Here is a 13,896-nt window from a genome sequence, read left to right as displayed (position 1 = left end):
TCCCCATGGAAAGCGAGTGTTTTTCCGCAGCGACAGATTATCAAGGAATATAACTTAACCTTTATAATGTTACGCCGCATTTTTCTATCTACTGTGACATTTAACCAGTTGTATTGTTGATGAGAACTGTCTTTCTTTATTAAATAGTTGTATCTTTTTCAATCGCTGTTGGGTTGTTATAGGTTTTTATATTTAACTTACGCAAAATTTTTGATGTTACTGTTCCAGATAACATCGAACCATTAACATTCAATGCAGTACGTCCCATATCGATTAATGGTTCTACTGAAATAAGTAGACCTGCTAATGCGACCGGTAAGTTCATTGATGATAAAACGATTAGTGCAGCAAAGGTTGCCCCACCGCCAACACCGGCAACACCAAACGAACTAATACCAATAATTAAAATTAATTGGACAATAAAACCAAATGATAATGGATCAATTCCTTGTGACGGTGCAATCATTACAGCTAACATAGCTGGATAAATTCCTGCACAACCATTTTGACCAATTGTTGCTCCGAATGATGCAGACATGTTTGCAATTCCTTCATGCACACCTAAGCTATTCTTCTGCGACTGTATGTTAAGTGGTATCGTACCCGCACTTGAACGTGATGTGAAGGCAAAGCCTAATACCGGCAATACTTTTCTTAAAAATGTAAATGGGTTTAAACCAAACAACGCTAAAAGAATTAAATGAATAATAAACATCGAAATTAATGCTACATAAGAAGCTCCAACAAATTTACCGAGTTCTAGAATCCCCGCAACATCTGTTCCTGCAACTGTATTAGCCATCAGACCTAAAATACCAAATGGTGTTAATCGTAATATTAAAGTTACAATTCGCATCACGACAGCATATACCGCATTGATTATTTCAGTAAATTTTGCTGCTTCTTCTGGTTTTTTTCGTCTCACACCTAATACCGCTACACCAATAAACACAGAAAAGATTACAACAGCTATTGTTGAGGTTGATCGTTGTCCTGTCATATCCAAAAATGGATTAGCTGGAATAAAGCTCAATATTTTGTCTGGTGTAGATAAGTTTTCTACTTCGCCTAATGTTTCTTCTAAAGCGAAACCTCTGTCTTGTTCCGCTTGACCTATTTCAATTTGATTAGCATCTAAATTGAATACAGAAGCCGTTACAATACCGACTAGTGCTGCAATCATTGCGGTTCCAACAAGGATACCAATAATCCAAGCTGACATCTTACCTAGATCAGCTGATTTTTCTAAATTTATGATAGATTGAATGATTGATACCATAACAAGTGGAATAACAATCATCATTAGTAATTGAACATAGCCACGACCAAGAATGTTATACCATTCTGTTGTCGTACTTACTATCTCTGAATCAGCAGGATATGCAACTTGTAATAACACTCCTAAGAGTATTCCTAGCCCTAAACCTGTAAAGACTCTTTTACTGAAAGAGACATGCCTTTTTTGCATAAAAATTAATAAACCTATTAGTGCTAACATTAATGCAATGTTGATAAGAATAAAAACTGTATCCAACCTAATTCCCCCCATATGTGTGTATCTTCATGCTAAGTAAAAAAAACAAAAATAAAACTTATCGAATTACACTTAATCCGATAAGTTTTATAAGGAATAGACTACAAGTTATACATTCTTTTGTCAAGGTTTTTAACAAAAGTTGATTCTATTAGTTTATAATGTTGCAATTGAGATTTTAGGTTCGAGTTTAATGGTAACATTTCCTTGCAGCGCTTTTGAAATCATACAAGTAGACTCCGCTTTTTTTACAAGGATTTTAAGTGTGTCTAAATCTCTTTCAGTTGCTTCCATTTTTAATTGCACCAAAGGTCGATGTGTGATTTTTTGATAGGTAAAAATACCATTTGTTACATCGACATCTCCAACTGATGTTAACTTTATCGTTTCTAATGGTAGATTTGCTCGTTCTATCATTGCAGCTAACGTAATCAAATAGCATGTCGCTGCTGCTCCAAGTAACATTTCATCTGGATTCGTACCAATTCCTGGACCATCCATTTCTGGTGGTATTGAAATTTCAGTCTGAAGATTACCTGATTCAATTTTACCAACACTATTACGACCACCAGTCCAATCTGCTTCTAGATGAAATTGATGTACTGCCATAACTATCATCCTTTCCAGTAAAAAATAAGCTATTTTCCTTCTTCTACTTCTACTTCAGGCTCTTCTACTTTTTGAACACTTGATAAAAACCAACCAGCAAGTGCGATCCCAATTAGAACAAAGTAGAATGTTAGTTTCCATCCTAATGAATGGGCAAAATCATGTGATAAAACTTGCACTGCATCATGAGCTAGAACACTAACTACTAGTTTAATACCGACCCAACCAACAATAACAAATGCTGCCACTTCTAAGCCTGGGCGCTCATGTAATATACGGACAAATACATTGGCTGCAAAGCGCATGATAATTAGTCCGATCATACCACCAGCAAACACAACGAGAAATTGACCGCCATCCAAACTACCAATATTAGGTAGACTAGTAGCTGGAAGTGCAACTGCTAAAGCTACGGCAGCTAAAATGGAATCAACTGCAAAGGCAACATCAGCAAATTCAACTTTTACAACAGTAGCCCAAAAACCACTATTTTTCTTTTCTTTCTCTTTTTTCTCTTTTTCCAAACTTTTTCGTTTAAATCTATGATATAAGTGATTAGCAGAAATAAATAATAGATATAACGCTCCAACCGCTTGTACTTGCCAAACGTCCACTAAAAATGAAATAACAAATAATGACGCAAAACGTAATACAAAAGCACCTGCTAAACCATAGAATAAAGCTTTTTTACGTTGATCATCTGGTAAATGCTTTACCATAATAGCTAAAACTAGCGCATTATCAGCTGCCAATATTCCTTCCAATCCAACAAGTACAATTAAGACCCATCCATATTCAATTAATAATTGAGCATCCATTAGTATTCCCCCTATTTCTATTTTAAAAATTACATGTTTCTATTTTCAACACAAAAATAGACCTTTACCATTGAAAATGGTAAAGGTCTTGCTAACAACTTTCGTTGCCAATTACACCGGAGATATTCTCTCGTATTGACGGCGTAATTGTAACAGCTACTCCCCTTTATTCATGTCTTTTATATTAAGTCTACTGAAAGCTATTGTCAACAAGTTTTCCAACATATAAAATAATAGAAGATTTTAGTTTTATATGCTATTGTTATAGTAAATACTGTTAAAATACATACTAAATAATTTGAACAAAAGGAAGTGGTTTTTTTGATGCATAAAAAATGGTTTCGAATTTTAATATCGACCATATTAATTTTCGTACTTATTTATTTAATTTCGATAACTAATTTTGTTTTTGCCCCATTGGTTGCATATTTAACGGCAATTGCAGTCCCAATCATTGGTGCAGGTGTTATTTTCTATGTTACGAATCCACTTGTAAATCTATTAGAAAAAAACAAAATTCCACGTATCATCAGTATTATTATTGTATTTCTTCTTATTATCACACTTGGGTTTTTTGGTTTAAATTATATTGTACCAATTGTTCAAGATCAATTTAACAAACTTGTCTCTAATACGCCAAGTATGATCTCAACCGCAGAAGAATTAATAAATTTATGGCAAAATAATCAGGATTATATTCCAGAACAACTTGAGACTTCTATTCAGAATGTTACAGACAACCTAAATACTTATGTAGAGAATATTACATCTTTTCTACTTGATGCAGTTGGACAAATATTTGGTTTTGTATTTTCCTTCTTCCTTATCCCTTTCTTCTTATTCTTTATGTTGAAAGACGGATATAGATTTGTTCCATTTATTACAAAGTTTTTAAGCAAGGAAAAAGCAAAAAGTTACAAAACATTAATGGGGGATATCAATCATACATTGGCTTCCTTTATACAAGGACAATTTATTGTTAGTGTTTGCGTTGGTATTATGCTTTATATTGGCTACCTAATTATTGATCTACCCTATTCATTAACACTCGCATTATTTGCAGTTTTAATGAACTTCATTCCATTTGTTGGGCCATTTTTATCTGCAATACCAGCAGTTATTGTCGGTCTCTTCCAAGATCCAATGTTAGGGGTATGGGCAGCAGTTGTTATGATAATAGCGCAACAAATTGAAAGTAACTTTATTTCGCCTAATGTAATGGGTAAGGTGTTACAAATTCATCCGTTAACAGTAATTACGTTAATTCTTGCTGCGGGAGGTATTGCTGGATTTCTTGGATTATTATTCATAATACCGGCATATGCAGTTGTAAAAACGATCATTTCACACTTTTATCATGAATGGAAAAAACAACAACCTGAAGATGAACAAGATATTTTCTAATCAAATAAAAAGCCAGGCTCTTTTAAAATGAGCCTGGCTTTTTATTATGCTTATGTGCTTATTGTGCTGCTTCTATTTCTTCTTCTAACTTATCAAGAATTGCGCCATCTACTTCTGATACTTCATTACGATAGAATTCGCGAACAGGAACAGCTAATTCTCTAAATGCATCACGTTGTTCTTCTGTTAACTCAACAACTTCTGTTGGGTTATCCGTGTCATTCTTAATTGTTTCTAAGAATTCCTCGTTTTGACTTGCTTGTTCATCAAATACCCACTCTTGCATTTCTTCTACTGTTTCATCAACAATTTGTTTTACATTGTCATCTAGACCATTGTACCAATCTGTATTAACAGTAGTCATTGCTACGTAGTTATTATGATTCGAAATCGTCATATAATCTTGCACTTCATTAAATGAAGCATCACCAATAAAGAAGATTGGGTTCTCTTGTCCTTCAACAGTACCGTTATCTAATGCAGTGTATAACTCACTCCAGCTCATTGCTGTTGGTTCCGCACCATATGCACGATAAGATTCAAGGATTAAAGGCGATTCTTGCGTACGCATTTTAAAGCCTTCGAAATCTTCTGGTGTTTCAAGTGGTGATGAACTAGTCCACTGCATTGCACCTTCTGTCCAGAATGCTAATGGTGAAATATTATATTCTTCATAACGCTCACGTAAATCTGTATTTAATGCTTCGCTTGTTTCTAAAATCTCTTGTGTTGTTTCTACACTATCTGGAAATAGGAATTGAAGAGCAAATAGTTGTCCTTCTTTAACCATTCCACCTGTAAAACCTGGTGACATAACTGCCATTTCAACGCCACCTTGTTGTAATAATTCTGTTTGATCTGTTTCACTACCTAAACCACCAAACTCGTATGGTTCAACTGTGATTGCTCCGTCTGTCTTTTCAGCCATACGTGCAGCAAATTCAGCTGCATATTCGTATTGCACTTGACCAGAAACTTCCTCTGTTACAAAGCGCCATGTTTCAGGAGTAATATCTGATGATGCAGTATCATCACCTTCTGTATCACTTCCTGTGTCTTCTTCTTCTCCTCCACAAGCTACTAATAAAAAGCTAAGTGCGAGAACAGTTAATAAACCGAAAAAATATTTTTTGTTAAAAATATGCCTTACCCCCTAAGAATTTTGTTATATATGAAATCACCGCTCTACGATGGGATGAACCAACGATAAGCAAGTGAGATTTCCGGAATAAAGATTAAGAGTGCACCTATTACTAATAACATAATAATATAAGGTGGCGTTCCCTTAATTACCTCTAAATACGGTTTTTGATAAACCGCACTAGCGGTGAATATATCGACACCAAATGGTGGTGTTGCAGATCCTAATGCTGCTTGGAATGTTACAATTATTCCAAGATGAACAGGGTCAATTTGCGCTGCTGTTGCCGCTGGTAAAAAGATTGGTGTTAAAACTAAAATAACAACAATTGGATCGACAAACATACAACCTATAAAGAAAAATAACGATACCATTAATAGTACATATATTGCACTAGGATCTGTACCTAGAACTGTTTCAGTAATCTGCTGTGGTATTCTAGCGAATGAAATCAGCCATGTAAATGCTTGACCACCGGCCACTAAAACGAATACTGCGGAGGTTACTAATCCAGTTGACAATGCAACGTGTGGTAAGTCCTTTAGTTTTATCGAGCGATATATCACTACTTCTAAAATAAAAGCGTAAAATACGGATACACCAGCAGCTTCTGTTGGTCCGAAAATACCTGAATACAAACCGCCAATTACAATTATCGGAAAACCTAATGGTAATAATGCCTTTTTAGTGAATTTCCAACGTTCAGACCAATTTGCCTTTTCTGCTAATGGGATTTTTTTAATACGTGCGTAAAAATAACTATAAACTGCAAATGTCAGAAATACGAGTAAACCTGGAATAACACCTGCCAGGAATAAATCTCCAACAGAGGTTCCAGAAACCAGTGCATACATAATCATTCCGATACTAGGTGGGACAAGTAATGCGATATCTGAGGAATTAATAATTAATGCAATTGCACTGGAATCTTTATAACCTGCTTTAAGTAGACGTTGCCTCATTGGTGTTCCAATTGCTACAACAGTTGCTTGTGTTGAACCAGAGATGGCACCAAACAAAGTACATGCTGCTGCGGTAGTAATCGCATAACCACCACGAATGTGGGCAACAAATGATCCAATAAAATCTAATAAACGATTAGATGTTTTACCTGTCGTCATTATGTCTGCAGCAAAGATAAACAATGGTACAGCCAATAAGACATACGATTCAATTCCAGTTTTTAATTGCTGCATCATCAGCATCGGATCCATCATTGGGAAGTAAATCATCATTACCACTAATGGCGCAGCAATTAAAGGAATCATCATCGGGAAATTTAATAGTAATAAGACGATCATAATCGTCACTAATGTTGTTAGCATAGTGTAATCCTTTCCCCTTCAGTATTTACTTTTCTAATTCTATACATGAATTTGATCTTTTATATCCTCTTCTTTGTTTTCTTTATCGTTATAGTCTTTTAAATCTGTGCCTAGATAAATTTCTTTGTGTCTGATATTCATCCATACATTTCGTAAGTATTGGAGTCCACCTAGAAATAAACCAATTGGGATAAAAATCAACATATATACTGCTGGTAATTCTAATGCAGCTGTAACAGTTCCACTCTCGTAAACAGATTGTACATGTCTGAAAGAGTAATAAGAAACAACAAAAAGAACAATTGCAGTAACTAATGGAATAAATATTGCTAATACTTTTCTAACTTTAAATGGAGCTAAATCATAAAATGCCGACATACTTATATGTCGTCCTTTTCGTGCAGCGTAACTGATTCCCATAAAAGTGGCAATTATTACAGCAAACAAACTAATTTCAGCTGCAAAAAACCAACTCTTACCTGTAATCGCACGACTAAGCACATTTCCAACAACCATAAATGCAATTAGTAAAATAGAATAACTTAAGATAATCTCTTCTAATTTCAATAATAAATTATCGAGCACTTGGAATAATTTCAATTACTTGTTTCCTCCTCTATTGGGATGTTCATACACGATTACCGTATTATTCAGAATACTATAATTATAGAGTAACGTAGATTCCTTAACAAACGTGCTAAGCTTTAGTTACACGCTTTCTTACGACAAATATTAGCCTGTCACAAAAAGGAGAGGAGTATATGTAGTTATAGGCTAAAATCCTCTTTTTTCTTAGCAAATACTTTAAATATGCTAAAAAAAGGATTTAAAATTACTAATTTATTTCCAATTATTATATATTCACCCCTCTTCTACCGTATTTAATTTCTTTACATTTTTATTTCTCTTTAGAATAATGGATATAGTCTTTCGTTATAATGTACAAACTGTATGAAATATTTTAAGCGTAATAATACACATTACGAGTTACACTTTTTTTCAAAAAATGGTACATAAAAAAGGCCCATGCGTTTGCATGAACCTTTTTATTATGCTTCTTTATCATTTCGTTGTTCTTCAATCTTTTCTTTTATCTTATTAAATTCTTTACTCGGCGGAGTTAGACTGATAACCGTATCACCTGCTTCTGGTGAAACTGCCATCTCCTCCGTAAAGAAAAGTAACTTTCCGTTTGCTTTTAAAACAAATAATAAGACGGTATGCGATTCACAGTTATCTCGATAACTTTTAAATGTATATTGTTCTGTTAATGTTGTCTTTCGGAACACATAACCAATCTCTACTTTATGTGTTAAATCATCCAGCGCAACATCTTTGGTAAACAATATTCTTCCACCAATCGTATGGTCCATATCTTCTATATTATCCCCACTATTATGTTGAATCGAAAGGCGGTAAACGTCCTTTCTACCGAACTCTGGAACAAATGTAGAAGCTACCAAAGCGTTATAGGAATCATATTCAGTTGCAGCAATCAAATAATCATACGGTGTCATATCAACCGAGTATTCTGTTTGCTCTGATAAAATTTCTCCATGATGGATATCTATTCCTGCCTGTCTCGCTTTATAAAGTCTTTCCCACGATGAATCACTAATTAAGATTGGCACTTTTAATTCATTCATTACCTTTGCTAAGGCAACAGAGAATTGATTACTACCTATAATTAATGCACCTGGTTTACCATCTGAGGATAAATCTAACTTTTTCGCTAACCAACCAATTGAAAACCCGTGCGCACAAACAGTAAAGAATACGAGAGCAAATGTTATCGATGTGATGATCTCTGCTCCTTCAAAATCTCCATCAGTAAATACAGATGCAAAGTAACTAGCCACTGTTAGTGCAACAATTCCGCGTGGTGCAATCCACCCTACCAGAATTTTCTCTTTAAATTTCAAATCCGTTCCAATCGTTGATATAAAAATAGATAATGGTCGAACTAAGAACAGCATTAAAAGTACATAGCCAATAATTTCAGGATTGAAAACTTGAATTAATGTTTCTCTTGTTAGTGAAGCAGTCAGCATAATGAAAATTGCTGATACGAGTAAGATCGATATATCTTCTTTAAAATGCCGCATCTGACGAATTGATGCAATACCCATATTTGCTAACGTCATACCCATAGCCGTCACAGCCAATAGACCTGTTTCATGTGTTACTTCATCTGCAATTGCAAAACAGGCGATTACGGCAATTAATACCGCAGAGGATTTTAAATACTCCGGCATATAGCCAGATTCAAATGACCAACCAATTAATTTTCCGAATCCTATGCCAAGTACGACAGCAAAAATGGACGCTAGAGCGAAAAATAGTAATGCTGTTATATCAGGAGTTTCCGCTGTTAAAAAGACAATAATTTCAAATGCAAACACAGCTAATAATGCACCAAAGGGATCAACAATAATACCTTCCCATTTCAGTATTTTAGCTGGGCGTGGTTTTAATTTTGACTGTCGTAATAACGGTAATATAACTGTTGGGCCTGTCACAATGAAAATAGCACCAATGACAAAGGAAATCGTCCATGATAATCCCGCAACATAATGGGCTGCTAATGAGCCAAGTATCCAACTAATTAAAGCTCCCCATGTTACAATTCGAAGTACCGGTTTACCTAACCCACGCACCTCTTTAAAGTTTAAATTTAAACTACCTTCAAACAGAATAATCGCAACTGCTACGGAAATAAAGGGACGATACATGTCACCAAAGTCCTGTTCCGGATGAATTACGCTAAAAATAGGGCCCGCTAGTAAACCAACAATCGACATTACCACAATTGCAGGTAAACGAAAACGCCATGCTACCCATTGGGAACCAACTCCAAGTATACCAATTATCATAAATTGTACTAAGAATGAATCAAGCATTTTGCACCCTCCTCTCTTTCCGTCTCTCTTTTTAATTATAAAGATAGTTTACTTGTACTATCCAATATTGTAAAACAGTTTGAATTAGATTGACTCGACTATTTTTTTAGTTGCACGCTAATGGTAGAATGAGATATATACTATAATTGAAATTATATTGATAAAGGATGGCTATCTAGATGTTAGAAGAAGCAAAAAAATTATTACATGAATATTATGGGTATGATACTTTTCGCCGTGGTCAAGAAGAGATTATTGCGCATGTTTTACATAAAAAGAACACGTTAGGTCTTATGCCTACCGGAGGCGGTAAATCAATCTGTTATCAAATCCCAGGCCTATTACTGGAAGGAACAGCTATCATTATCTCTCCCTTGATTTCGTTAATGAAGGATCAAGTAGATGCTCTTCACGCATTAGGTATTTCTGCGACTTATATTAATAGTTCGCTTTCAAGCGATGAGCAACAAGCCCGCTTAAATGAACTGAAAAAAGGAGCTTACGATTTTGTTTATGTTGCCCCTGAGCGCTTTGAGACAAATTCATTTCTTTATACAATTAAACAAATGAAAATCTCATTTCTTGCTTTTGATGAAGCACATTGTATTTCGCAATGGGGTCATGATTTTCGTCCTAGCTATCGCTCAATCGTTACTACCCTTCATAGCCTCACACACATCCCTATGGTAATGGCTCTAACCGCGACGGCCACACCAGAGGTCGTTAAAGATATTCAGCGACTATTATCGATCGATTCCGATGCTGTAGTGAATACTGGATTTGCTCGTGAAAATTTAGCCTTTCATCTAGTAAAAGGACGCGATAAACACGAATTCGTCGCAGAATATTTAAAGGAACACCCACAGGAATCAGGGATTATTTATGCCCCAACACGCAAACAAGTGGACTCGCTTGCAAATCTGTTAGAAGGGAAAAACTTATCCGTCGCAAGATACCATGCAGGGTTAAGTGAGCTAAAACGACAAACGGAACAAGATCGTTTTATACAGGACGAAGCAACCATCATGGTCGCTACAAATGCATTTGGTATGGGGATAGATAAATCTAATGTTCGGTTTGTTATTCACTTTGCTTTGCCAATGAACGTAGAAGCTTACTACCAAGAAGCTGGACGTGCTGGACGTGACGGTGAGCCTAGTGATTGTATTTTATTATTTTCAGGACAAGATACGCATTTACAAAAGTTCTTAATCGAACAATCGATGATGGACGAAAAAATGAAAACGAACGAATACAAGAAACTACAATCAATGGTTAATTATTGTCATACAGCCAGTTGTTTACAGACGTATATGTTGCATTACTTTCAGGATTATTCAACCAATAAGGATTGTGGCCGTTGTACCAATTGTCAAAGCAGCGGTGACAAGCGCGATCGAACAAAAGAGGCACAAATGGTTCTTTCCTGTGTAAAACGGATGGACGAACGATTTGGCGCAGGATTAACGGCTAAAGTATTGAAAGGTTCCAAGGATAAAAAAATTAAACAGTTTGGTTTTGACAAGTTAACAACCTACAGTTTAATGGCCAATCAGACCGAAAAAGAAATAACAAATTTCATTCACTATTTGGTGGCAGAGGATTTTTTAACAACTGGTGATCAACGTTTTCCTATCTTACAATTAACAAAAAATGCAGAAGCGGTCTTAAAAGGAAACCAACAGATATGGATGCAAGTAAGTAAAGTTCAACAAGCCGCGGAGACAGATTACAAAGAAAGTTTATTTGAGAAATTACGTGTGTTACGTAAAGAAATGGCCGCTCATGATAAGGTTCCGCCGTATGTTCTTTTTTCAGATGCTACATTAAAAGAATTAAGTCGCTATTTACCACAGACTCAGGAGGACATGCTTCGTATAAAGGGAGTTGGAACGAAAAAGTTCGAACAATATGGGGAAGCCTTCATCGCGGCTATTGCAGAATGGTTAAAAGAACAAGCGCCAAAGGAAAAGGATGATCAGCCAAGCTATTTAGTTAGTTATCAACTTTATCAAGCTGGTGAAACGTTAACTGAAATCGCAGAAAAACGAGAAATTAAAGATCAAACTGTTTCTAGCCATTTATTTCAAGCGTATCAACATGGAATGGCGTTAGATTGGTCCGTCTTTTTTTCAGAAGATGAGGAGAAGGCTGTTTTGGAATCTCACGAACAATTAGAAGAACCGAAACTGAAAGCTCTGAAGGACAGCTTAGATGAAACCTATAGTTATGAAATCATCCGAGCCGTACTAATAAAAAATAGAATCATAACGAGTTAACCTATTGTGTTTGAGATCAAATACTACTATTAGCAGTAGATTGTTTCTTATGACTAAATTTCTAATAAACTCAGACATATAAAGTACAGGCTAACACGCTCTGGAAATACACTACGCTTTCAGCAGGCACGTCTTCAGCTAACTTCGGATCGCGCTGTTCCTGCAGGAGTCGTAGTGTATTTCCGTCGCTAGCTAGCTGCGTAATAATTATAGCAATCGAGATGCTTTGAAAATAAATTACTTTCTTCGCTCGTTTTAATTATATTTATTGAAGCTTTTTAATCCCTGCGTTTTCTCCGTTTACATTTGCTTTGACTGTAGAATAGATAAATCATTTCTTCATTTGTTATTAATACAAACCAGCGGAGGAAGCAAATGGGTGACACTCTAGTGGGAACAGCACGGGCTGAAGATCCACTTAGTAAAGCGTTTTTTGCTTTACTAAGTTAGCGCCGTGGGACTGCGATTACTCGTCCCATCAAAGTGCTCTGCCCACAGAAAGGGAGCCCATTTGCTGACATAGCGGACGAGGCAGCTTCGTCGTAGTCACTCTCACGTTCGTAAGATTAAACGCAAAAAAGTTTACGAAAAGAATTCATTAAAAAACCTCGCAAAGTTAATTTGCGAGGTTTTCGTTTATTAAAATGCCCATGCGCCTTTTCGGAAAACTGCTTCTGTTGTACCATCAGCACTTACGCCATCGATGTCTAATTCTCCTGACCCGATCATGAAATCAACATGTGTCAGACTATCGTTTACACCATGTTCATCCAACTCTTTGTCATTCATATCTGATCCGCCCTCCAAATTCGTTGGATAAGCTTTTCCTAGTGCAATATGACACGATGCATTCTCATCATATAAAGTATTATAAAAAATCAAACCAGACTGTGAAATCGGTGATGCATGTGGTACTAGTGCTAGCTCTCCTAGTCGACTGGACCCTTCATCTGTATCAAGTAAATGTTTGAGTGTTTCTAGACCTTGTTCTGCTTTAAAATCAACAACTTTACCGTCTTTAAAAGTCAGACTAAAGTTATCTATCATATTTCCACCATAAATTAATGGTTTTGTACTTGCCACAGTACCATTCACGCCATACTTATGTGGCAATGTGAACACTTCTTCAGTAGGCATATTCGGATTAAACGTTGTTCCTTCTGTTGTTTTTGCGGAACCGCCTTTCCAAACATGTCCTTTTGGTAAGTCAAAACTAATATCGGTACCTGGAGCTTTAAAAACCAATTTGGTATATTGTTTTTTATTTAAGACCTCTCTAGCGTCTTTCAACTTTTGGTTATGTTCATCCCAGGCTGCAACTGGATCTTCTTTATCTACACGGACAATCTTAAAAATTTGTTCCCAAAGACTTTCCTTTGCATCTTCAGTTGATTTATCCGGAAATATTTTTTGGGCCCAATCACCAGTTGGAATGGAAATAATCGACCATGCAATCCGATCATTCATCGTATATTTACGGAATTCTTTCATTGCTTCTGCGCTTGCCTTTTGCGCTTTTGCCACTTTTCCTGCATCAACGTCTTTTAACAAATCAGGATTAGTCGAGCGAATCGATAATAACGCTCCGCCGTCTTTTGCAAAGGCTAAATATTTATCAACTTTCCATTGCGGGATCGTTGTTAACACTTCTTCTGGCGCATTTTGATATTTAAGCAGTGTTAACGCATCATCTTCCCAATTTACAAGCACATCTTTTGCACCTAATTCATACGCTTTTTTAACAACAATACGTGTGAAATCTGCTCCTTCAATTGATGAATTAACCATCAACGCTTGCCCTTTTTGTAAGTTCACTCCGGTACGTAAAGCTAATTCTGCATACTTTTCTTGCATTTGTAAATCTGACATGACATTCCCTCCATTTA

10 protein-coding genes are annotated in these 13,896 nt (G+C 35.9%); 2 read left to right on the top strand and 8 right to left on the bottom strand.

Annotated features, from left to right (window positions below):
- Positions 1 to 139: 139 nt before the first annotated feature.
- The 3 genes from D2K60_RS02290 to D2K60_RS02280 all read right to left on the bottom strand — a co-directional run bounded on the left by D2K60_RS02290 (position 140) and on the right by D2K60_RS02280 (position 2,961).
- Entirely contained in the window at positions 140 to 1,534 is a 1,395-nt protein-coding gene (locus tag D2K60_RS02290) for an L-cystine transporter (protein WP_117168371.1), read from the bottom strand.
- A gap of 156 nt (positions 1,535 to 1,690) precedes the next feature.
- On the bottom strand, positions 1,691 to 2,143 hold the full coding sequence (locus D2K60_RS02285; RefSeq protein WP_117168370.1) for an OsmC family protein: 453 nt from the start codon (positions 2,141 to 2,143) through the stop codon (positions 1,691 to 1,693).
- 29 nt (positions 2,144 to 2,172) lie between these two features.
- Complete coding sequence (locus D2K60_RS02280) at positions 2,173 to 2,961, bottom strand: TerC family protein (RefSeq protein ID WP_117168369.1); 789 nt, start codon at positions 2,959 to 2,961, stop codon at positions 2,173 to 2,175.
- 324 nt (positions 2,962 to 3,285) lie between these two features.
- Here D2K60_RS02280 and D2K60_RS02275 point away from each other — a divergent pair, with 324 nt between their 5' ends.
- Positions 3,286 to 4,365, top strand: a complete 1,080-nt coding sequence (locus tag D2K60_RS02275) for an AI-2E family transporter (RefSeq protein WP_338048330.1) — start codon at positions 3,286 to 3,288, stop codon at positions 4,363 to 4,365.
- A 58-nt stretch (positions 4,366 to 4,423) separates the two neighbouring features.
- Here D2K60_RS02275 and D2K60_RS02270 read toward each other — a convergent pair whose 3' ends face one another.
- The 4 genes from D2K60_RS02270 to D2K60_RS02255 form a co-directional block, all read right to left on the bottom strand.
- A complete protein-coding gene (locus tag D2K60_RS02270) occupies positions 4,424 to 5,506 on the bottom strand; it encodes a DctP family TRAP transporter solute-binding subunit (RefSeq protein WP_117168367.1) in 1,083 nt (360 codons plus the stop codon).
- Positions 5,507 to 5,550: 44 nt separating this feature from the next.
- Positions 5,551 to 6,831, bottom strand: coding sequence for a TRAP transporter large permease (locus D2K60_RS02265; protein WP_117168366.1), 1,281 nt, complete (start codon positions 6,829 to 6,831; stop codon positions 5,551 to 5,553).
- A gap of 39 nt (positions 6,832 to 6,870) precedes the next feature.
- The gene (locus D2K60_RS02260; protein ID WP_117168365.1) at positions 6,871 to 7,431 is read right to left on the bottom strand and encodes a TRAP transporter small permease; all 561 of its coding nucleotides are present in this window, start codon (positions 7,429 to 7,431) and stop codon (positions 6,871 to 6,873) included.
- A gap of 449 nt (positions 7,432 to 7,880) precedes the next feature.
- Positions 7,881 to 9,731 (bottom strand): cation:proton antiporter, encoded by a 1,851-nt coding sequence (locus D2K60_RS02255; protein WP_117168364.1) that lies wholly within the window; start codon positions 9,729 to 9,731, stop codon positions 7,881 to 7,883.
- 179 nt (positions 9,732 to 9,910) lie between these two features.
- Here D2K60_RS02255 and recQ point away from each other — a divergent pair, with 179 nt between their 5' ends.
- On the top strand, positions 9,911 to 12,010 hold the full coding sequence (recQ, locus tag D2K60_RS02250) for a DNA helicase RecQ (protein ID WP_117168363.1): 2,100 nt from the start codon (positions 9,911 to 9,913) through the stop codon (positions 12,008 to 12,010).
- A 639-nt stretch (positions 12,011 to 12,649) separates the two neighbouring features.
- Here recQ and D2K60_RS02245 read toward each other — a convergent pair.
- Complete coding sequence (locus D2K60_RS02245; RefSeq protein WP_117168362.1) at positions 12,650 to 13,879, bottom strand: aminopeptidase; 1,230 nt, start codon at positions 13,877 to 13,879, stop codon at positions 12,650 to 12,652.
- Between the last annotated feature and the right edge of the window lie 17 nt (positions 13,880 to 13,896).

Source organism: Paraliobacillus sediminis (assembly GCF_003426055.1).
The sequence above is the reverse complement of the archived record's forward strand: the minus strand, read 5'-3'. Positions and strand labels throughout refer to the sequence as shown.